Origin of the sequence: Bacillus sp. JKS001846 (assembly GCF_900176455.1) — a bacterium.
Lineage (GTDB): Bacteria > Bacillota > Bacilli > Bacillales > Bacillaceae_G > Bacillus_A > Bacillus_A cereus.
This window is the reverse complement of sequence record NZ_FWYG01000001.1, coordinates 1,318,564-1,339,304: the sequence shown is the minus strand read 5'-3', so window position 1 is coordinate 1,339,304 and position 20,741 is coordinate 1,318,564. Positions and strand designations below refer to the sequence as shown.

Here is a 20,741-nt window from a genome sequence, read left to right as displayed (position 1 = left end):
TGCTCTAAGAACGTTCGATCTGCTTCTTTAAACGCTTTACATCTTGAAGAGAAATCCCAAACTCGGAAGCAAGCTCCATTGAAGTATTGTTTTGCTCTTTTGAAATAAAATCATGAAAATTCACGTTAAATAGTTGATTTGCACCATTTGTAACAGAATGCCCTTTTTCATTCATACGCATACGTATATCCCTCACATTCAATATGGATGTTTTACTTTTTATTGTTCCATATTGATGAAAGAGTTATACATAACCGAAACTGCTATTAATTCCAAATAAATGAACAAAACATACAACAATGTATAAAAAAGAGAGGATTATATAACCCTCTCTTTTTTATCAACACTATTTACTTTCTACAATTAAGGTCACCGGACCATCATTGATTAAAGAAACATCCATCATTGCTCCGAACTTCCCTGTTTCCACATGTAATCCTTGTTTACGAACTTCTTCATTAAAGAAATCGTATAAACGCTCTGCATAATCAGGTTTCGCAGCATCCATAAAGTTTGGACGTCTTCCCTTGCGGCAATCTCCGTATAATGTGAATTGCGAAATAGATAGAACTTGTCCTTCTACATCAAGTACAGAATGATTCATCTTTCCGCTCTCATCTTCAAAAATACGTAAGTTTGCAATTTTTTCCGCAATGTAAGTTGCATCTTTTTCTGTATCTTCGTGCGTAATGCCAACTAGTAATGTTAAACCGAACGGAATTTGTCCTACGATCTCACCGTCTACTGTGACAGACGCTTTCTTTGATCGTTGTAAAACAACTCTCATCTTTCTACACTCCCTATTAATGCATCATGCGTCGTACTGCATAAATTTCTGGAACGCGTTTAATGCGTTCTACTACTTTTTTCAAGTGTTGTAAGTTACGAATCGAGATTGACATATTAATTGTTGCCATCTTATTACGGTCACTTCTACCAGAAACAGCTGAAATGTATGTTTTCGTCTCTGTAACAGCTTGCAGTACTTCATTTAATAAACCGCGGCGATCGTAACCTGAAATTTCAATATCAACGTTATACTCTATTTCTTTTTCAGGGCTACCTTCCCACTCAACTTCTAATAAACGTTCTATCGCTTCTTCTGTATGAACATTTACACAATCACGGCGGTGAATCGATACACCTCGGCCTTTCGTAATATACCCAACGATATCATCACCCGGAACTGGGTTACAGCATTTCGATAAACGGATTAATAAATTATCAGCACCGCTTACCTTTACACCAGAATCCCATTTTCGAATTTTCATCGGTTTACGAACTTCTTTGACTTCAACAATTTCTTCTTCTTCGCGTTGCTTGCGGAACTTGTCCGTTAGTCGCGTAACAATTTGCGAAGCTGTAATTCCGCTATATCCAACTGCTGCAAACATATCTTCTTCATTTGCAAAGTTAAATTTCTCAGCGACGCGTTTTAAGTTATCAGGCGCTAATACTTCTTTCATCTCATACTCTAGACCACGTACTTCCTTTTCAACAAGTTCACGGCCTTTTTCAATATTTTCGTCTCTACGTTGTTTCTTAAAGAATTGACGAATTTTATTTTTCGCATGAGATGTTTGAGCAAGTTTTACCCAATCTTGACTTGGGCCATATGAATGTTTCGACGTTAAAATTTCAATGATATCGCCGGTTTTTAATTTATAATCCAGCGTCACCATTTTCCCGTTTACTTTTGCACCAATTGTTTTATTCCCAATTTCCGAATGGACACGATACGCGAAATCAATTGGAACCGATCCAAGTGGTAATTCCATTACATCGCCTTTCGGTGTAAAGACGAATACCATGTCAGAGAATAAATCAATTTTTAATGACTCCATAAATTCTTCTGCATTAGAAGCTTCATTTTGCCATTCTAATATTTGACGGAACCACGTGAGTTTCTTCTCTAATGTACCTGTTGTTTCTGCTGTTTTTCCTTCTTTGTATGCCCAGTGTGCCGCGATCCCGAATTCTGCAATTTCGTGCATTTCTTTCGTACGAATTTGCACTTCAAGTGGATCACCTTTCGGTCCAATTACAGTCGTATGAAGAGATTGATATAGATTTGCTTTTGGCATTGCAATATAATCTTTAAAACGACCTGGCATCGGCTTCCAACACGTATGAATAATTCCAAGCACTGCATAACAATCTTTAATACTATTTACAACGACACGTACAGCTAATAAATCGTAAATTTCATTGAACTGTTTATTTTGCAGTGCCATTTTACGATAAATACTGTAAATATGTTTCGGTCTTCCAGAGATCTCAGGTTGAATTGCAACTTCTTTTAATTTCTCACGAATACCAGTCATTACTTCGTCTAAGTATTCTTCACGTTCTGCACGTTTACGCTTCATTAAATTTACAATACGATAATATTGTTGTGGATTTAAATAGCGAAGTGACGTATCCTCTAGCTCCCATTTAATAGTACTAATTCCGAGTCTATGTGCTAAAGGTGCAAAGATTTCTAGCGTTTCATTCGCTATGCGACGCTGCTTCTCTTGAGGCAAATGTTTCAATGTACGCATGTTATGAAGACGATCAGCTAGTTTAATTAAAATAACTCGAATATCTTGAGCCATTGCAATAAACATTTTGCGATGGTTTTCTGCTTGTTGTTGTTCGTGAGATTTATATTTGATCTTCCCAAGCTTCGTAACACCATCAACAAGCATAGCAATTTCTTTGTTAAATTCCCGTTCAATATCTTCTAACGTAATCTCTGTATCTTCCACTACATCATGTAAGAAACCTGCTGATACCGTAGCTGGATCCATGTGTAAATCAACTAAAATACCTGCAACTTGAATTGGATGAATAATATACGGTTCACCCGATTTTCTGTATTGTTCGCTATGCGCATCGCGTGCATATTCATAGGCACGTGCTACTAGCTCAATATCTTCATCCACTAAATATTGACTTGCTTTCTCGAGTACCTGTTCAGCTGTTAGTACCTGCTCATTTGCCATCGAATCACCTTTTATTGAAAATTGACTTTATCTTTATTTAATAGAATAAATTATATTCTATCATTATAACCCAATGATTGTGAATTGTGAAAAGGAAAAGATTTTACTGACATTTCACCATGATTTTTTGTTCAATTATACAAAAGTACCCGCTCCTCTCCAAGAGATTCACGGGTACTTTTTATCACCGTAGTTTTACCTATATAGTGATTAGTATTTTTCTAATACTAATACATCGTAACCATCTAACATTTTACGACCATCTAAGTAAGTAAGCTCTACTAAGAATGCAATCCCTGCTACAACTCCGCCAAGTTCTTCAACTAGCTTAATTGTCGCTTCGATAGTTCCACCTGTAGCTAATAGGTCATCTGTAATTAATACGCGTTGACCTGGCTTAATTGCATCTTTATGGATTGTTAAAACATCTTTACCATATTCTTTACCGTAGTCAACTGTAATTACTTCACGTGGTAATTTTCCTAATTTACGAACTGGCGCAAATCCTACTTCTAACGCATAAGAAACTGGACAACCGATAATGAAACCACGAGCTTCTGGTCCTACTACAACATCGATATCTCTTTCTTTTGCGTATTCAACGATTGCATCTGTTGCTGCTTTGTATGCTTTACCGTCATTCATTAAAGGTGTAATGTCTTTAAACACAATACCTTCTTTCGGATAATCCGGTACAATTGCGATATGTTGCTTGAAATCCATATTTCTGAATCCTCCTCAGATCTAAAAGGTTTGTAAATACAAATCCTTTACCCTAACTGTTCTACTTCTTTATGATTACGAATCGTTTCAAACCATGTATATAGTTGCTGATATGTGCTATAAACCAATTCTTTTTCTAATTGTAAGTGGTTCATTTTCTCACGATATGTGTTCGATTCAATTAAATCACGCTTTTGTTTTTTGTCTGCCATAAAAATGACGCCATCTTTTATTGTAACAAATTCTAACTCAAAAAACACCTGTGTCATAAAATTTACTGTATCTTTTGACCAACCTTTATGACGACATAGTTGTTCTCCATATTGTCTTAAAGAAAATGGTGTTTTTTGGCTTAAGAAAGAATAGTACCATTTAAAGTGTTCTCTCGTCGGAACTGTACTAAATAAGTGGTTATTCTCTTGATAAAATAGCGTATAAATTCGCGCTGGGAATCCTGCCTTAAATAGCTCACGTAATTCATCTGTTCCTTTTGGTAAATCAAGTAACACGATATATTGATCATCTAAATGCGTTACTTCTGAAGCATGCATGAGCTTTTCTTTATAGCTCTCTAAAGAAAATTTATTCAATACCTCTTCAGAAAAATACACCATTGTTATTTTTTCTTTCGGAAGTTCTGCTAAATTTGCTTCTGCATTACGCATACTACGCCAATCAAATAATTGCCACGCCTCTACAGCAATATCTTGTACCATTAGTTGTGGCTTCTTAAAATTATTCCATTCATTGATGGATGCTTCTCCTATTACAGATACTTTTGCAACTGGAGAGATTTCTTTCGCATATGCACCAAAACCAAATCCAATTGTATCCAGTGTTGCTTGTCCATCACGAAGAGCCATTTTTAAATGAGAACCATCTGATCCGATTGCGCGAATGCTTTCTAACTCTGCATCTTTTACTGCAATACGTGGTTTCGGATTTCCAATACCAAACGGGGCTAGTTTTTGCATATCTTCAATTGCCGCTAGCGTTACATCCTCTACTTTGCAAAAAACATCAACTGCTGTAATTGGAATAAAATCTTCTTCTGTTAAAATCGCATCTGCTTGTTCATTTAATCGGCGACGTAATTCATCTACATCATTCATATGTAGCGTCATTCCCGCTGCCATCGGATGCCCTCCGAAGTGTGGCAATAACTCTCTACAATCTGATAAGTTTGCAAACAAATCAAATCCTGCAATACTACGTGCTGAGCCTTTTGCTGTTTCTTTTATAGGATCGATGCTTAATACAATCGTCGGACGATAAAAACGTTCAACTAATTTAGAAGCAACAATTCCAATTACCCCTGGGTTCCAGCCTTCTTTTGCAAGTACTAATACTTTGTTTTCTTCTGGCGGGAAGTTATTTTCAACTTCAGCGATAGCTTCTTCTGTAATTTGCTTTACAATATCTTTTCGCAGTTTGTTCAGCTCATCAATTTCTTCGGCCAACTCTTTCGCTTCCTCTGGATCATCTGATAATAAAAGGTGTACAGCCGGCGCAGCATCTTCTAAACGCCCAACCGCATTAATACGAGGTGCAATTGAGAAGCCAATACTCTCTTCTGTAATTTCACTTTGCGAAACGTTAGCAACTTTAAACAATGCCTTCAAACCAATATTTCTCGTCATACGCATATGTTTTAAACCGCGTTTCACTAGCAACCTATTTTCACCATGAAGTGATACTAAATCGGCTACTGTACCGATTACTGCAATCTCTAATAAATGTTCTGGTACACGGCCTAATAGTGCATGCGCAACTTTAAACGCAACACCTACACCAGCTAAATAGTGAAACGGATATACGCCACCTTCTAATTTCGGATGTATAATCGCAAGCGCTTCTGGCAATTCTGGCGGTGGCTCATGGTGATCTGTAATAATTAGATCTATTCCAAGCTCTTTCGCTACATTCGCTTCATGTACTGCTGCGATGCCAGTGTCGACAGTAATAATCAGTGAGAAACCTGCACTATGCGCCCAACGAAATGCTTCTTCGTTCGGTCCATACCCTTCTGTAAAACGATTTGGAATGTAAAATTCTACTTCTGCACCTAATTCTTGAAGAGCAAGATATAAAACCGTCGTACTACTTACTCCGTCCGCATCATAATCACCAAATATTAATATTTGCTCTCCATTTTGAATCGCCTTATTTACACGTTCTACCGTTCTATCCATTCCTTCTAATAAAAATGGATCATGAAATTCTTGATTTTCTGTATTTAAAAAATCTAAAATCTTATCTTCTGTATCTAGTCCTCTACCGAGGAATAATGAAACGACAAGTTGCGATAACTGTAATTTACTTGCTAATTCACTCACTCGCTCGTCATTATATTCTTTTTCTTTCCAACGCGTCTTCGGTTGTAACACGAAATCACCCCTTAACCTGTTCATTATACAAGACAGATTAAGGGGTGACAATATAATGCAAACTACGATGCAATATCTATATACTAAAATGTTAATGATGTTTAATTTGGAGAATACGGATTTATATGTACGAATACATTTTGTACATTATCTTGTTTCATAAGTATTTCTTTCACATGTTTTCCAATACGGTGTCCTTCTTCTACGGTAATGTATGGATCTACAGACACTTTAATATCGACAATAACATAATGACCATGCTCCCGTGCATATAAAGAACCAATTTTTTTCACACCATCTACTTGAAGAACGGCCTCTCTAAGCGGAATAACATCCTCCTCATGAAGAACATGGTCAAGCGTTGCATGAATTGCTTCCGCTCCAATGCTCCATGCCATTTTTACAACAAGAAGTGAAACAACTAATCCTGCAATCGGATCAGCATATACGAGCCAGTCTATACCAAACTTACCACCGATTATAGCTGCACAAATACCGATTAAAGCTGCAATTGAAGAAAATACATCCGAACGGTGCTCATATGCATTTGCAATAATTGCATCACTGTTTACTCTTTTCCCTAATCGGAATTTATATTGAAACATTCCTTCTTTCACGACGATTGAAAGAACAACAGCAAATATCGTAATTCCTTTCGGCGGTTCTAGTTCTTGCGAAAAAGCTTTTATAGACGAAATCGCGATTTCAAGTCCCACAATAAATAATAATACCGCAACAATAATCGCTGAAATCGATTCCGCTTTACCATGACCATACGGATGATCCTCATCAGGTGGCTGCTTTGCCGCTCGCAGTCCAAAAAGTACAGCTAGCGAACCTATTACATCTGATGCAGAATGCACGGCATCCGCTAATAACGCTTTACTGTTCCCAATATAACCAATTACCGCCTTTACAATCGCTAATATAATATTACCAACGATCCCGACAATAGCACCAAACTCGGCCTGTTTAAAACGTTCATCTTTTTCCATAATTAAAATCCCTTCTTTTCTTAACCTATCTTTTTATTTTAACAAAAACAGCGATAACACCACCACTTTCTTCCATCTTCTTTCTGTTAAAAAGTTGCTATCTTATTGTATCCACAAACGAAAAAAGAGATGCCTCATAAAGAGACATCATCTTTTCTATACTTGCGGTTCAGATTCTACTTTCTCAACCTTCTTCTTGTTTTTTCCCTTTTTCAAACGACGGTTTTCAAGCATTAACCAAATTTGAGAGGCAACGAAAACAGAAGAGTACGTACCTACAATTAATCCAACAAGTAACGCAAACGAGAAGTTACGTAGTGACTCACTACCGAAGATAAGCAGTGCAATTACTGGGAATAACACTGTTAATACGGTGTTAATCGAGCGACCAAGCGTTTGGCGAATACTTGCATTTACGATTTCTTCTAGATCTTTTATATCGCGCACTCGTTTTTTCTGTTTGTATAATTCACGGTTTCTATCAAATGTAACAATCGAGTCATTAATAGAATAACCGATGATTGTTAACACTGCAGCGATAAACGTTAAGTCTACCTCTAATTGGAAAATACTAAACATAACAACCATAACGAAAGCGTCATGTAATAATGCAAGCACTGCAGATAACGCATACGTAAATCGGAATCGAATACTTACGTATAAAATGATAACCGCAGAAGCAATCAGTACAGCGATAAATGCATTTCGTGCAATTTCTTTACCGATTGTCGGTGAAACTGTACTGATGTTTGGATCTGTACCATATTTATCGTGGAAGAATGTTTTTGTTTTCGCAATTTCATCTTTTGATAAAACACCTAATGTACGAACTGCGAAACCTTTATTGTCATCTCCAGTCGGTACAATATTTTCTTCCTTCACATCAATGTTCAATTCTTTAAAATCTTTATGAACATCAGACACCGTAACAGCTTGTTTTGATTGCAAGTCAATACGTGTACCACTCGCAAAGTCAATACCAAGATTCAATTTGAAAATTGGTAAGATAATTGCACCCGCAATTACAACTACAATCGAGAAGATAAGGAATTTATGACCGATATTTACGAAGTTAATACGATCAAATCTCGTTGGCGGATGTACTACACCTTTTGTTAATGGAATAATATCCTTTTGTTTCACACCAAAATATCCTGGTTTTTTATCAAAGTAACGGCTCTTTACAAGTAAACCTAGTAAGAAACGAGTACCGAATACGTTCGTAATAAAACCAACTAAAATACTTACGATTAAACTTGTTGCGAATCCTTTTACAGAGCTATTACCATAAACGAATAACACACCAGCTGCCGCAAGAGTTGTAACGTTTGCATCTAGAATTGTTGCTAATGAACGATGGTTACCAGCGCGGAATGCCGACATCATGGACTTACCAATTTTCAACTCTTCTTTCAGTCTCTCGTACGTAATAATATTCGCATCAACTGCGATACCTACTCCGAGCACTAACGCCGCAATACCTGGCAACGTAAGAACTGCATGCATCCAGTTAAAGACAAGTAATGTAACGAAAATGTATAAACCTAACATAATAACCGCTACAAGTCCTGGTAAACGGTAGAATACAAGCATAAATAAGAAAATAAGAGCGATACCAATCGCACTAGCGAAAATCGTTTGCTCTAACGCTTGTTGACCAAACTTCGCTCCAACAGATGTTGAATACATTTCTTTTAAATCAACAGGAAGTGCACCTGCATTTAATAAAGATGAAAGTTGTTTCGCACTTTCAACTGTGAAGTTTCCACCTACGATAGATACTTCAGCTTGGTTAAATACTTGGTTTACTGTTGCTGCTGATAAGAACTTCGGATTCGGTTTTGCAGATTCTGCTTTGTACGAATCTTTTCCTTCTTCAAAATCAAGCCAAATTACCATTAAATTCGTTGGTGGTGGCATTTTTGAAATTTTTTCAGTTACTTCACGGAATTTTTCAGCGCTCTTTAGTGTAAGACCTACGCTCGCACGGCCTTGCTCATCAAATGTTTGCTTCGCTCCGCCGCCTTTTAAATCCGTTCCGTCCATAAGAAGATTATCATCTACATCACGGAATGTTAATTTCGCTTGTGTTGATAACATTTCACGTGCTTTTTGCTGATCTTGTACACCAGCAAGCTGTACACGAATTCGATCTTGCCCTTCGATTTGAATGTTCGGCTCACTTACACCGAGAACATTGACACGATTCTCAAGAGCACCTACTGTACTTACAAGTACGTCTCGATCGATTTTGTCCCCTTTTTTGGCTGGTTTTACTTCATACAGAATTTCAAAACCACCGCGAAGGTCTAGTCCTAGACTAATTCCTTTTGCTATGTCTTTTCCTGCCGCACCAATTACTCCACCGATTAATAAAACGATGAGGAAAAAGGCGGCAATTCTCGTACCACGCTTTGCCATATGTACCCTCTTTCCGCTACTAACACTTTAAATAAATCTCTTACGATTCACTTTTACACGTGTGCATACGTCTAGTTAGTAGACTTCCTTTCTATAATTTTGCTAGCTCATCACTAGCTGTGCCGGTACGTTTTCACGATACCTGCACTTTCATTATTTGTTTTCTCTCTTCACTACCTCCTTTATATATGATCTTAGACATAATTATTTCCTGATTATCAATACCTATCATTATACTGCAAAAGGAAGAACAAACCAATTGCAGTCGGTTATTTATTTTCATATTCATCAAATGACCAAAGTGGCGCTTGATATGCTTCAACAGTTAAATATGTCATATATTCATTAGCACTTACTGTTAATACGTCATTAACTAATTCATACAATCTAACATCGCTGTCTATCTTCTTCCACTTTTTCACTTTAAGAAACTTCCAAATGTCATCATCTGTCACTCTGTCGTAGCCGAACATTTGAAACTCTTCTACTTTACTTTCTAAAACGACTTGTAACTGTCCGCGGTATGATTCTACCAAAGCCTCTCTATCTAACATCTATAACATCTCCTTCTTATTTCGCACGAAAAGTCGCTTTTATTCCCGCTCTAATGGACAGCAATAACTACTTTCAAGAGCACTATCATATTTCACTCTCTTAAATGCTTGTCATTCTTGTCTCGTACGTGCATATAAATTATTGTAAATCATTCCATTGATTTTGAGAAGGTAGGAGAAGAACATGACGAGACAAAGCTTTTTAAAAGGCGCATTTATTTTAATGATAGCCGGCTTTATTACAAAAATACTCGGCTTTATCAACCGCATAGTAATGGCACGTATTTTGGGAGAAGAAGGCGTTGGTCTTTATATGATGGCCGTTCCTACATTCATTTTAGCAATTACATTGACACAAATTGGTCTTCCTGTCGCAATCGCAAAATTTGTAGCAGAAGCGGAAGCTGTGAACGATAAACAAAGAGTTAAAAAAATATTAACCGTATCACTAGCTGTTACATCCGTTATTAGTATCATTTTAACAATCGGAATTATGTTCCTCACACCTATTTTAGCAAAAACATTATTAACCGACGAAAGAACGTACTATCCATTAATGGCCATTTTGCCCGTTGTTCCTGTTATTGCTGTTTCTTCTGTTTTGCGTGGTTATTTTCAAGGGAAACAAAACATGAAACCTAGCGCTTATGCGCAAGTTCTAGAACAAGTCGTCCGCATTACCATTATCGCTATATGCATTCAATTATTTTTACCTTACGGCATAGAATACGCTGCAGCCGGCGCTATGTTATCAGCTGTTCTCGGTGAAGTTGCATCGTTATTATTTTTACTCACGTTATTTCAGCGAGAAAAACATTTATCAATACGCTCTGGATTTTTCACTACTGTAAAGGAAAGCAAAGGGACATTTTATTCTCTGATGGATATTGCCCTTCCAACTACAGGAAGTCGTTTAATCGGCTCCGTTTCATATTTTTTTGAACCTATTGTCGTTATGCAAAGCTTAGCAATTGCTGGTGTCGCTGCTTCTGTTGCAACTCAGCAATACGGTATATTAAACGGTTATGCATTCCCGCTTCTATCACTACCCGCCTTTATTACATACGCTCTCTCTACAGCGCTCGTCCCTTCTATTAGTGAAGCAATGGCAAAAAGACAACATAAATTAGTGGAGCACCGTTTACAACAAGCACTTCGAATTTCATTAATTACCGGCGGATGGTCTGTCGTTATATTATACGTATTCGCTTCTCCTGTTTTAACTCTTATGTATGGGTCAGACAGTGCAACAGCATTCATTCAACTTCTTGCGCCTTGCTTTTTATTTCATTATTTCCAAAGTCCACTTACCTCTGTTTTGCAAGCTTTAAACTTAGCAAGAGCTGCAATGATGAATACATTTATTGGTGCCATCGTGAAATTAATCGTTATTTTTGTACTAGCATCAAGGCCAGAATTTCAAATGATGGGGGTTGCTCTCGCTATTGCTGCAAATATTGTAACAGTAACATTTCTTCACTACGCTACTGTTTTAAAAAAGATTACATTTACCATTTACGCAAAAGACTATATTTTCGGTGGACTCGCCATCGGTATCGCGGGCGCCTTCGGTTTTTATCTTCATAAATATATTATTTTCTCTCATGCCCTTGGCATACAAACATTATGGGAAATCACTTTAACAACAATTGTTTATATCGTACTTCTCTTCACTTTCAAACTCATTCGAAAAGAAGAGTTAAGTCGTCTCCCTATCATTCGTAAACTTTCATTTTTGAAATAAGTTGAAACTTTAATCAGTGGGGTAATCTCCACTGATTATTAGTTAAACTAATCATTCTTACTCTTTCAAAGGATAAATCTCTAATCTTCTTTTACATCAACAAAAAATTTTCCGTTTTGAAAACTACAGTATAAAATTTGTGTTACATCGTTATAACCTAAGTTTTTTAATTTCTCAATAAGCCATGCATCTGTATGTTCAATCATTTGTAAATGACTAGATTGAATTTCTCCATCAATAATAAGAGGAAGCGTAAACTGCAATGTATCTTGTTTATTTTTTTGTTTTTGAAAGACAGATAACTTCCCAGACGGTTCCAAAATAGCATATTCTACATCCCGAATATCTCCAACTCCTTGTTCCCTTAATTGCATCATTAAATCATCTATATTATAACGTTGCTTTCTCATCTTCTTTTCATCAATCTTTCCCGCGTTTACAAGAATAGCCGGCTCACCTTCTATTAAATGCCGAAAGCGTTGATACTTTAGGGAAATGACTGACAAAATAATTTGGATGCACATAAGAAAAGTCATCGGAACTAATTGATGCCAAAGTGATTTATCGGTATTTTCAATTGCCACTACAGCCATTTCTCCAAGCATAATAAATACGACTAAATCTAATACACTTAGCTCTCCTATCTCACGTTTACCCATAAGACGAAAAATAATTAAGATGATGATATACAAAAGCATTGTCCGTCCAATTATTGATATCCATTCCATTTCTACATCTCCTTTTTTACGTATAGACTCCCCTATAAAAAAGAAACTAGTCTAACTTAGACAAAAGGAAAATATGCTTGTATTAAAAAGGGGGAATGCACAAATGGATAGAACGAAAAAATTATCAACTGCAATTTGCTTCGGTATTATTACACTACTAATTCTCGCATCTATTACTAGCATGATTATGGCTCTTTTATTAAAGTTTACGAATATAAACGAAGGGACATTAACCGTTACTATTTTTATACTCGCTCTTTTATCTATGCTTATGTCTGGATTTACTGCCGGCAAAAAGGCTCAAGGAAAAGGTTGGCTAGTAGGTCTCACAACAGGTCTCACGTTCACTATACTCGTTTTTCTAGTTAACTATTTAGGCTTTTCTCAAACTTTATCGAACTCACAATTACTTTATCAATTAGCATTAATGGGGGCGAGTACACTCGGTGGTATTTTCGGTGTAAATATGTCAAAGCAAAGTAACTAAAAAAGGCCCTGCATATTTCATGCAGGGCCTTCCAAATTAGTTTTTCACAACTTCACGAATCGCATTGCGATCGAACGTTAAGTGTGAACCACCAGATTTAATAACAATTTTCGTCTCATCTACTGATTCGATTGTACCGTGTAAACCACCGATTGTTACGATAGCATCACCTTTTGCTAACTCACTTTGCATTTGAGCAACTGCTTTTTGACGTTTTTGTTGCGGGCGAATTAATAAGAAATAGAAAATCGCAAACATCGCAACGATCATAACGATATTCATCATACCTGCATTCATCTTTTGTTCCTCCTTTTAAATTATGTATTAGAAGTTTTTAGCATTCGGTTTATTAAAGCCATACTGTTCAAAGAACTCTTCGCGGAAATCGCCAAGACGGTCTTCACGAATAGCTTGTCTCACCTGCTCCATTAAGTTTAACAGAAAATGAAGGTTGTGATAAGACGTTAAACGAATTCCGAACGTTTCATCACATTTCATTAAGTGACGAATGTACGCACGAGAGTAGTTTTTACATGTGTAGCAATCACAGTTTGGATCAAGCGGACCGAAGTCTCTTGCGAATTTCGCATTTTTTACAACGAGGCGACCTTCACTTGTCATACATGTACCATTTCGAGCGATACGAGTTGGAAGTACGCAGTCAAACATATCAATACCACGAATTGCGCCATCGATTAACGAGTCAGGAGAACCTACCCCCATTAAGTAACGAGGCTTATTATCTGGAAGAAGTGGTGTTGTAAACTCAAGTACACGGTTCATAATATCTTTCGGTTCACCTACAGATAAACCACCTACAGCGTAACCAGGGAAGTCCATTGAAACAAGATCTTTCGCACTTTGACGACGAAGCTCTTCGTACTCTCCCCCCTGTACAATACCGAATAAACCTTGATCTTGCGGACGTTCATGCGCTTTTAAGCAACGTTCTGCCCAGCGGCTCGTACGCTCTACAGATTTCTTCATATATTCAAAAGTAGCTGGGAATGGTGGACACTCATCAAATGCCATCATAATATCTGAACCTAATGCATTTTGGATTTCCATCGCTTTTTCTGGTGATAAGAATAATTTATCTCCATTTAAGTGATTACGGAAGTGAACGCCTTCCTCTTCAATACGACGGAAGTCACTTAAACTGAATACTTGGAAACCACCAGAATCTGTTAAGATTGCACGATCCCAGTTCATAAATTTATGCAAACCGCCTGCTTCACGAATAATTTCATGACCTGGACGTAGCCATAAATGATACGTATTACTTAAAATAATGCCAGAATCCATTGCTTTTAATTCTTCTGGTGACATTGTCTTAACTGTTGCAAGTGTACCAACTGGCATAAATGTTGGTGTATCAAATGAACCGTGCGGCGTATGCACACGACCTAAACGGGCACCCGTTTGTTTACATGTCTTAATAAATTCATAACGAATTGCTGTCATAACTTACTCCTTTTATTTGTTTCTCATTTTAGCGTGAGATGCAACGAACATTGCATCACCGAAGCTAAAGAAACGATATTTTTCTTTTACTGCTTCATTATAAGCATGAAGTACATTATCTCTATTTGCAAATGCACTTACAAGCATAATTAATGTTGATTTCGGTAAATGGAAGTTTGTAATTAAACCATCAATTGCTTTAAATTCATATCCCGGATACATGAAAATATCTGTCCATCCAGAAGCGGCGCAAAGCTTACCTTCATGATCTGTTGCAATTGTTTCTAACGTACGAGTTGATGTCGTACCTACAGTAATAATACGTCCACCATTCTCTTTCACACGATTTAATAATGCCGCTGTCTCTTCAGACATATGATAATATTCTGCGTGCATATGGTGTTCTTCAATCGTGTCTGCAGAAACTGGTCTAAATGTTCCAAGTCCTACGTGAAGTGTAATGAATGCTAACTGAACGCCTTTTTGCTTTAACTTCTCAAGTAACTCTTCTGTAAAGTGAAGTCCCGCAGTCGGCGCTGCTGCTGAACCGATTTCTTTCGCATATACTGTTTGATAGCGATCGCGATCTTCTAGCGTCTCTTTAATATATGGAGGAAGTGGCATTTCCCCAAGTTCATCTAAAATTTCATAGAAGATGCCGTCATATGAAAATTCAAGCTGACGTCCACCTTGATCTGCAGTTCCTGTGCAAGTTGCTTTTAATTTCCCTTCGCCAAAAGAGATAACAGTTCCTTCTTTTACACGTTTCGCTGGCTTTACAAGCGTTTCCCACTTATCACCTTCTTCTTGTTTTAAAAGAAGTACTTCAATGTGCGCGCCTGTATCTTCTTTCACACCGTGCAAACGAGCAGGCATAACTTTCGTTTCATTTAAAACTAAGCAATCCCCCTCATGTAAGTAAGAAAGAATATCCGTAAAATGTTTATGCTCAATATCACCTGTTTCACGGTCTAACACCATTAATCTTGATGTTTCACGCTCTTCTAACGGGACTTGTGCAATAAGTTCTTCTGGTAAATGAAAATCAAACAGATTTATATCCATAGCTATATCCACCTATTTCTTATTTAAATCGATTTATTATATACATAATAAAAGATAATACAATACTTAACACAATACATGTAATGATAGGAAAATAAAAGGTAACGTTTCCTTTTTTCACAAAAATATCGCCTGGAAGCCTTCCAATGAACTTCCAAGCTAATCCAACAACGATGAGTAAGATCCCGGCTGTAATAAGCAGCTTTGGCATCTCCGTCATACTTTTGGTATCTCCATTCCGAAATGTTCATACGCAAGCGGCGTTACAATTCGGCCCCTCGGCGTTCGTTGTAAAAAGCCAATTTGTAATAAATACGGCTCATACACATCTTCAATCGTATGAGATTCTTCTCCAATTGTTGCTGAAACCGTTTCTAATCCAACTGGACCGCCACGGAATTTCTCAATAATACCAAGCAGTAATTTATGATCAATATGATCTAGACCTAATTTATCTACTTGCAGTAGCTCTAATGCCATTTGTGTAATTTCCATCGTAACCGTTCCATTACCACGAACTTGTGCGAAATCACGTACACGTCTTAAAAGACGATTCGCAATACGAGGTGTACCACGAGCACGTCTTGCAATTTCTAATGCAGCTAACGAATCGATTTCAACTTCAAATACTTCTGCTGTACGTTCAACAATCGCAGAAAGCTGATCTACTGTGTAGTACTCTAACCTTGAAAGTACACCGAAGCGGTCACGAAGCGGTGCCGATAATGCTCCAGCACGTGTTGTTGCTCCAACTAATGTAAATGGCGGTAAATCTAGGCGTACAGAACGTGCTGAAGGCCCTTTTCCAATTACAATATCAAGGCAAAAGTCTTCCATCGCAGGATACAATACTTCTTCAATTGATCTATGCAAACGATGAATTTCATCAATAAATAATACATCACCTGGCTGAAGCGCTGTTAATACAGCAGCTAAATCCCCTGGTCTTTCAATTGCGGGACCTGAAGTTGTTCTAACATTAACGCCCATCTCATTGGCAATAATATTCGCAAGCGTCGTTTTACCAAGACCTGGTGGTCCATATAAAAGCACGTGATCTAACGTTTCTTCACGCATTTTCGCCGCTTCAATAAATACTTCTAAATTATGTTTCGCTTTATCTTGGCCAATATACTGACGGAGCGTCTGTGGCCGTAATGAATATTCTAAATCCGCATCTTCATATGCAGATTCCCCTGAAAGGAGACGTTCGTCCATTATACTCACCTCTTACCATTTAGTAAAAGACTAAGTGCCTTTTTAATATACTGATCCGTCGTTAATGCTTCTTTTAATAACTCTGGTACAACACGAGAAACTTCGCGTTCTGCGTATCCAAGTGCGCGCAGAGCTTCCAGTGCCTCATCAAGCTCAGCTGATGAACCTTTCTTCTCATCAAAACGTTCTGCGTCTGAGAATAAATCAACGAATGCATCTGGTACGACATCTGCTAGTTTTCCTTTTAAATCTAAAATCATTTGGCGTGCTGTTTTCTTTCCGACGCCTGGGAATTTCACTAAAAACTTCTCATCTTCATGCTCAATCGCTTGAACGACCTGTCCTGTTTGACCAGAAGCTAAAATTGCAAGAGCGCCTTTTGGCCCAATGCCAGACACACCTAACAACTTTGTAAATAATAAACGCTCTTCACGTGTTTTAAAACCGTAAAGTGCCATAATATCTTCTCTCACATAATGATATGTATAGACACGGATTTCTTGCTTACTTCTTTGAAATACATACGGATTTGGTGTGAAAATTTGATAACCAATTCCATTATGATCAATTACGACATATTCCGGCCCTACATACTCCACGTAACCTGTAACATATTCAAACAAAATACGATCTCTCCCTCTTAAATCATGTATTCCATTTTAACATATTTAATGATAGAAAAGCGAGACTGCCCCAACAAATGTTCTCCACTTGAAACTTCTGTTATTTTCCATTGACAGAAAGGTTAAAGCACCTTAATATACAGAAGTCGATAATGATTATCAATACTAATTAAAGGGGTTACATCAGGATGAAACGTAAGCTATTTATTTTATTTACTATTATGCTTGTTGTTCTTTCTATCGTTGGCTGTTCTTCTCAAAAAGAAGAATCGAAAGCAAAAGAACAACCGAAAACAAAAGTTGTAAAACATGCTAAAGGTGAAGCTACAATTCCAGTAAATCCAAAGAGAATTGTTGACTTATCTGGATCAACAGAAGAACTATTACTTCTTGGACACAAACCTGTTGGTACAGCAAATACATATAAAGATAAAATCCAAAATCACTTAACAGACAAGTTAGATGGAGTAAAAGCAGTAGGTTGGTACTGGGCACCTAAAGTTGATTTAGAAGCTGTTACTGCTTTAAAACCAGACTTAATTATTTTAAACAACCGTCAATTAAAAATTTATGATCAACTAGAAAAGGTTGCACCTACAGTTGTTCTAGAAACAAACTTAGAAGACTGGCGTGGTAAGTTTAAAGAAGTAGGTAAGCTATTTGACGAAGAGAAGAAAGCAGACAAATGGATTGCAGACTACGATAAGAAAGCAGACTCTTTATCTAAAAAAATTAAAGAGAAAACAAAAGATGAGAACTTTATGTTCGTTGCAGTTACACCACAAAACTTCCGTGTATACGGTAGCTTCGGATACGGTGACATCATCTTTAATGACTTAAAACTTCCAGCAACAAAAGGTACGGATTTAAAACAAACGATGGCGCAAGTATCACTAGAAGGTCTAGTTGCATTTCAGCCTGACCAAATGTTTATTGTAAACTTCGGCGGCGAAGCTGATAAAGTTTACGAAGACTACAAAAACAGTGCTGTTTGGAAAGACAATAAAGCAGTTAAGAACAATCACGTATATGAAGTATCAAATGAAGTCTTCAATACGAAAGCATTCAATCCAATCGGAAAAGATATGCTAATTGATGAAATCGCAAAAGAAATTTTAGCTAAAAATAAATAAGAAAAAAAGCAGCTCACCATGAGCTGCTTTTTTTCTTACTTTGAACTGCGTATTGCTTCATTTTTTCAATCGTCTTCACAAAACCTTCTTTTGATTTAATACGAATGCCACGTTTCAATTTCGCACGTTCATAGCTCTCAAGCTTTTTCATATCAATTTGAAAGAAAGAATGGATCGCATTATCATTTTTTGGCACCCCTTTGAAAATTTGTAATATCCCTTCCTCTGAAACACCAAAATACCCGCTCGTTTTCAATAACGGAGAAATATCATCAACTTTCTTTTGCAATACAATTTGTACATCATCACGATCAACGAGCTGCCATTCTTTATACTGCTGTAAAAACTTTTCTAAATCCGTCACTTTTTCTGTAAGTATTTCTTCGCTTACTTCGCCATCAACATACATACGCTCTAATAAAATTGTAACCTCAGGTTCTTTTTTCGTTACTTCTGGTACTGGCCCTTCCGCCTTCACATTCGTTTCATAAACGAAACAAAACATCATAACGAAAGCTTGCATCGCAATCAGTATCCATTTCATTTCCGTTCACCTCTTTTAGGCAAGATCATACTTTCATTAGTAGTTTTTCCGGAAATGGGGGTTTTATCCATATTACATTTCTTTCGAAAATATAAAAAATGCAGATAAGGATTCACCTCATCTGCATGTATCATTTACTTTTATATAAAATGAAAGACGCCTGCAAAGCAGGCGTCTTGATGCGTTTACGGCGAGAGACCAGGCGACCACATTCGCGTGTTTAGCACTTAAGCATATCTCTCGTCTTACGTAAATTAGCTCATCGCTTTGCTAATATAACATTAATAAAGTATAAGTGCAACATGTTTATAAAAATATTTTATTTCCTCTTTCATCTAAACAAATTATATGTAAATTATAAATTGATAAATGTAATGTATATGTTACAATTAATGTAACAGCGAAATCATAATAAACAGGAGATGGGTAGTGTGAAAAAAATAAAGGATGAACGTCTCATTCTGCAAACGTTAAAAAACGTGCGTATTGCTTTTCTTTTTCAATCACTTGGTATAATCGGTATTTTAGGCTATATCGGATTCACTGAAGGAATAGATCAAATTACGAAATCTCCATTATGGCTAGTATTTATTCTTACGAGTATAATCCTTAGTTATTTACAGTTAAGTGTTTCAATTGATGTAGAAGAAAGTGAAAAGGAGATAAAATTAACTCCTTATTACAAAATTGTTTTACGCTCTCTTATTGTAGGAATCGTTATGGCTATTATTTATATCATTTTCAGTCCAGAAAGCCCCCTATTTGAAGCTATTTTAACAGGTGGTATTCTCTTCATATGCTTTTTAGGTTCTTATTCCGTTAGTTATTTTATTAAAAAACGTCGTTTACAAGACGAAAATGAATAAAGAGGAAGGGCTCCCCCTTCCTCTTTTGTTTTGCTATCGCACTGTACCAGTTAAACCGTAACGAATGTCTCTGAACATATTTCCTATATCACGATTAAAATCGTTTGTAACTGTACCGTTACGTAGACGCGTACTCATTGCATCGACACGAGTAAACATATCATTTCTTACAGAAACATATACGTTTCTGTTTCCAACTTCATTTGCAACAGCTTGACGAATTTCGTTCGCCATCGCCGTTTCATTTGTCACTGTGTTACGTGGTTTTACCGCAATCGCTACATCGTTTCCATATACAACTGTAGACACACGGTCTACGTTATTCATACGTTTCACACGATTTGTTATTCTTTCAGCTGTTTTACCATCATTGTTAATGTATGAATTGTTCATTGTAATATTACGAGTTGGATGCGGATTAGCAATTTGTCCATTGTAATTTACATCACGGTAATAATTGTATCCTGTATCGTTACGACCATTTCTATATGTTACATAATCTGTATAACGATCATTACGCGTCACATTATCACGATACTGGTGTGTATCATTATAAGATGTACGCTCGTAATTGTAGTTACGTCCATCCATTGCATTGTTTTTTGGTGTACCACATGCAGCTAATGCACTAGTAACTAACAAAGAAGCAGCAATCACTTTTACTTTCGTATTCAATACAAAAACCCCCTCTGTTAGAATGAGCTTCTCTACTGAAAAGCTCCCTCTTATGATGAGTAACAGAGAAGGTTTTTACACTGTTAATATTTCACTGGGAATTTTCTAGCACTTCATAAAAAAACTG

21 protein-coding genes are annotated in these 20,741 nt (G+C 36.9%); 4 read left to right on the top strand and 17 right to left on the bottom strand.

Annotated features, from left to right (window positions below):
- Positions 1–4: 4 nt before the first annotated feature.
- The 8 genes from B9A45_RS32125 to B9A45_RS07255 all read right to left on the bottom strand — a co-directional run bounded on the left by B9A45_RS32125 (position 5) and on the right by B9A45_RS07255 (position 10,067).
- Positions 5–181 carry a hypothetical protein gene (locus tag B9A45_RS32125; RefSeq protein ID WP_001242605.1) on the bottom strand — a complete coding sequence of 59 codons (177 nt, stop codon included), beginning with the start codon at positions 179–181 and terminating at the stop codon, positions 5–7.
- A 165-nt stretch (positions 182–346) separates the two neighbouring features.
- On the bottom strand, positions 347–787 hold the full coding sequence (locus B9A45_RS07285; RefSeq protein ID WP_001266965.1) for a D-tyrosyl-tRNA(Tyr) deacylase: 441 nt from the start codon (positions 785–787) through the stop codon (positions 347–349).
- 16 nt (positions 788–803) lie between these two features.
- Positions 804–2,987 carry a GTP diphosphokinase gene (relA, locus tag B9A45_RS07280; protein ID WP_001262811.1) on the bottom strand — a complete coding sequence of 728 codons (2,184 nt, stop codon included), beginning with the start codon at positions 2,985–2,987 and terminating at the stop codon, positions 804–806.
- Between the two features lie 210 nt (positions 2,988–3,197).
- Positions 3,198–3,710, bottom strand: a complete 513-nt coding sequence (locus tag B9A45_RS07275) for an adenine phosphoribosyltransferase (RefSeq protein WP_000346215.1) — start codon at positions 3,708–3,710, stop codon at positions 3,198–3,200.
- A 47-nt stretch (positions 3,711–3,757) separates the two neighbouring features.
- The gene (gene recJ, locus B9A45_RS07270; protein WP_084063963.1) at positions 3,758–6,097 is read right to left on the bottom strand and encodes a single-stranded-DNA-specific exonuclease RecJ; all 2,340 of its coding nucleotides are present in this window, start codon (positions 6,095–6,097) and stop codon (positions 3,758–3,760) included.
- 101 nt (positions 6,098–6,198) lie between these two features.
- Entirely contained in the window at positions 6,199–7,092 is an 894-nt protein-coding gene (locus B9A45_RS07265) for a cation diffusion facilitator family transporter (RefSeq protein WP_000409741.1), read from the bottom strand.
- Positions 7,093–7,248: 156 nt separating this feature from the next.
- On the bottom strand, positions 7,249–9,513 hold the full coding sequence (gene secDF / locus B9A45_RS07260; RefSeq protein ID WP_001119065.1) for a protein translocase subunit SecDF: 2,265 nt from the start codon (positions 9,511–9,513) through the stop codon (positions 7,249–7,251).
- 269 nt (positions 9,514–9,782) lie between these two features.
- Complete coding sequence (locus B9A45_RS07255; protein ID WP_000886978.1) at positions 9,783–10,067, bottom strand: post-transcriptional regulator; 285 nt, start codon at positions 10,065–10,067, stop codon at positions 9,783–9,785.
- Between the two features lie 184 nt (positions 10,068–10,251).
- Here B9A45_RS07255 and spoVB point away from each other — a divergent pair, with 184 nt between their 5' ends.
- Entirely contained in the window at positions 10,252–11,811 is a 1,560-nt protein-coding gene (spoVB, locus tag B9A45_RS07250) for a stage V sporulation protein B (protein WP_000198300.1), read from the top strand.
- An 80-nt stretch (positions 11,812–11,891) separates the two neighbouring features.
- On the opposite strand, the gene B9A45_RS07245 is transcribed toward spoVB, so the two are convergent.
- Positions 11,892–12,539 carry a DUF421 domain-containing protein gene (locus B9A45_RS07245; RefSeq protein ID WP_000454817.1) on the bottom strand — a complete coding sequence of 216 codons (648 nt, stop codon included), beginning with the start codon at positions 12,537–12,539 and terminating at the stop codon, positions 11,892–11,894.
- Positions 12,540–12,642: 103 nt separating this feature from the next.
- On the opposite strand from B9A45_RS07245, the gene B9A45_RS07240 reads away from it, so the two are divergent.
- Positions 12,643–13,026 carry a TIGR04086 family membrane protein gene (locus tag B9A45_RS07240; RefSeq protein ID WP_084063962.1) on the top strand — a complete coding sequence of 128 codons (384 nt, stop codon included), beginning with the start codon at positions 12,643–12,645 and terminating at the stop codon, positions 13,024–13,026.
- A 36-nt stretch (positions 13,027–13,062) separates the two neighbouring features.
- Here B9A45_RS07240 and yajC read toward each other — a convergent pair whose 3' ends face one another.
- From yajC to ruvA, 6 genes are read right to left on the bottom strand one after another with little or no spacing between them, the layout of a single operon-like run.
- The gene (yajC, locus tag B9A45_RS07235) at positions 13,063–13,323 is read right to left on the bottom strand and encodes a preprotein translocase subunit YajC (protein WP_000991115.1); all 261 of its coding nucleotides are present in this window, start codon (positions 13,321–13,323) and stop codon (positions 13,063–13,065) included.
- A gap of 27 nt (positions 13,324–13,350) precedes the next feature.
- On the bottom strand, positions 13,351–14,490 hold the full coding sequence (gene tgt, locus B9A45_RS07230) for a tRNA guanosine(34) transglycosylase Tgt (RefSeq protein ID WP_000125365.1): 1,140 nt from the start codon (positions 14,488–14,490) through the stop codon (positions 13,351–13,353).
- 12 nt (positions 14,491–14,502) lie between these two features.
- Positions 14,503–15,555 carry a tRNA preQ1(34) S-adenosylmethionine ribosyltransferase-isomerase QueA gene (gene queA / locus B9A45_RS07225; RefSeq protein WP_000354034.1) on the bottom strand — a complete coding sequence of 351 codons (1,053 nt, stop codon included), beginning with the start codon at positions 15,553–15,555 and terminating at the stop codon, positions 14,503–14,505.
- A 19-nt stretch (positions 15,556–15,574) separates the two neighbouring features.
- Complete coding sequence (locus tag B9A45_RS07220) at positions 15,575–15,775, bottom strand: DUF2905 domain-containing protein (RefSeq protein WP_000138162.1); 201 nt, start codon at positions 15,773–15,775, stop codon at positions 15,575–15,577.
- A complete protein-coding gene (gene ruvB, locus B9A45_RS07215) occupies positions 15,772–16,773 on the bottom strand; it encodes a Holliday junction branch migration DNA helicase RuvB (protein ID WP_000344449.1) in 1,002 nt (333 codons plus the stop codon). Before ruvB ends, B9A45_RS07220 begins: the two co-directional genes overlap by 4 nt.
- 5 nt (positions 16,774–16,778) lie before the next feature.
- On the bottom strand, positions 16,779–17,396 hold the full coding sequence (ruvA, locus tag B9A45_RS07210; protein ID WP_000464505.1) for a Holliday junction DNA helicase RuvA: 618 nt from the start codon (positions 17,394–17,396) through the stop codon (positions 16,779–16,781).
- A gap of 188 nt (positions 17,397–17,584) precedes the next feature.
- Between ruvA and B9A45_RS07205 the strand changes: the two genes are divergently transcribed.
- Positions 17,585–18,529, top strand: coding sequence for an iron-hydroxamate ABC transporter substrate-binding protein (locus tag B9A45_RS07205; RefSeq protein ID WP_000823606.1), 945 nt, complete (start codon positions 17,585–17,587; stop codon positions 18,527–18,529).
- Positions 18,530–18,542: 13 nt separating this feature from the next.
- Here the strand turns inward: B9A45_RS07205 and B9A45_RS07200 are convergent, their stop codons facing one another.
- Positions 18,543–19,073 (bottom strand): BofC C-terminal domain-containing protein, encoded by a 531-nt coding sequence (locus B9A45_RS07200; protein WP_000871174.1) that lies wholly within the window; start codon positions 19,071–19,073, stop codon positions 18,543–18,545.
- A 431-nt stretch (positions 19,074–19,504) separates the two neighbouring features.
- Here B9A45_RS07200 and B9A45_RS07195 point away from each other — a divergent pair, with 431 nt between their 5' ends.
- Complete coding sequence (locus B9A45_RS07195; protein ID WP_000721242.1) at positions 19,505–19,939, top strand: hypothetical protein; 435 nt, start codon at positions 19,505–19,507, stop codon at positions 19,937–19,939.
- Positions 19,940–19,972: 33 nt separating this feature from the next.
- Here B9A45_RS07195 and B9A45_RS07190 read toward each other — a convergent pair whose 3' ends face one another.
- Complete coding sequence (locus tag B9A45_RS07190) at positions 19,973–20,614, bottom strand: YhcN/YlaJ family sporulation lipoprotein (protein WP_001093541.1); 642 nt, start codon at positions 20,612–20,614, stop codon at positions 19,973–19,975.
- Positions 20,615–20,741: the final 127 nt, after the last annotated feature.

What these genes read in the sequence shown, in the direction of transcription:
- B9A45_RS07275 (WP_000346215.1), bottom strand. Translation starts at nt 3,710, where the DNA reads ATGGATTTCAAGCAACATATCGCAATTGTACCGGATTATCCGAAAGAA.
- B9A45_RS07245 (WP_000454817.1), bottom strand. Translation starts at nt 12,539, where the DNA reads ATGGAATGGATATCAATAATTGGACGGACAATGCTTTTGTATATCATC.
- spoVB (WP_000198300.1), top strand. Translation starts at nt 10,252, where the DNA reads ATGACGAGACAAAGCTTTTTAAAAGGCGCATTTATTTTAATGATAGCC.
- ruvB (WP_000344449.1), bottom strand. Translation starts at nt 16,773, where the DNA reads ATGGACGAACGTCTCCTTTCAGGGGAATCTGCATATGAAGATGCGGAT.
- secDF (WP_001119065.1), bottom strand. Translation starts at nt 9,513, where the DNA reads ATGGCAAAGCGTGGTACGAGAATTGCCGCCTTTTTCCTCATCGTTTTA.
- tgt (WP_000125365.1), bottom strand. Translation starts at nt 14,490, where the DNA reads ATGACAGCAATTCGTTATGAATTTATTAAGACATGTAAACAAACGGGT.
- B9A45_RS07255 (WP_000886978.1), bottom strand. Translation starts at nt 10,067, where the DNA reads ATGTTAGATAGAGAGGCTTTGGTAGAATCATACCGCGGACAGTTACAA.
- yajC (WP_000991115.1), bottom strand. Translation starts at nt 13,323, where the DNA reads ATGAATGCAGGTATGATGAATATCGTTATGATCGTTGCGATGTTTGCG.
- B9A45_RS07205 (WP_000823606.1), top strand. Translation starts at nt 17,585, where the DNA reads ATGAAACGTAAGCTATTTATTTTATTTACTATTATGCTTGTTGTTCTT.
- relA (WP_001262811.1), bottom strand. Translation starts at nt 2,987, where the DNA reads ATGGCAAATGAGCAGGTACTAACAGCTGAACAGGTACTCGAGAAAGCA.
- B9A45_RS07265 (WP_000409741.1), bottom strand. Translation starts at nt 7,092, where the DNA reads ATGGAAAAAGATGAACGTTTTAAACAGGCCGAGTTTGGTGCTATTGTC.
- B9A45_RS07285 (WP_001266965.1), bottom strand. Translation starts at nt 787, where the DNA reads ATGAGAGTTGTTTTACAACGATCAAAGAAAGCGTCTGTCACAGTAGAC.
- B9A45_RS07240 (WP_084063962.1), top strand. Translation starts at nt 12,643, where the DNA reads ATGGATAGAACGAAAAAATTATCAACTGCAATTTGCTTCGGTATTATT.
- B9A45_RS07200 (WP_000871174.1), bottom strand. Translation starts at nt 19,073, where the DNA reads ATGAAATGGATACTGATTGCGATGCAAGCTTTCGTTATGATGTTTTGT.
- B9A45_RS32125 (WP_001242605.1), bottom strand. Translation starts at nt 181, where the DNA reads ATGCGTATGAATGAAAAAGGGCATTCTGTTACAAATGGTGCAAATCAA.
- queA (WP_000354034.1), bottom strand. Translation starts at nt 15,555, where the DNA reads ATGGATATAAATCTGTTTGATTTTCATTTACCAGAAGAACTTATTGCA.
- B9A45_RS07220 (WP_000138162.1), bottom strand. Translation starts at nt 15,775, where the DNA reads ATGACGGAGATGCCAAAGCTGCTTATTACAGCCGGGATCTTACTCATC.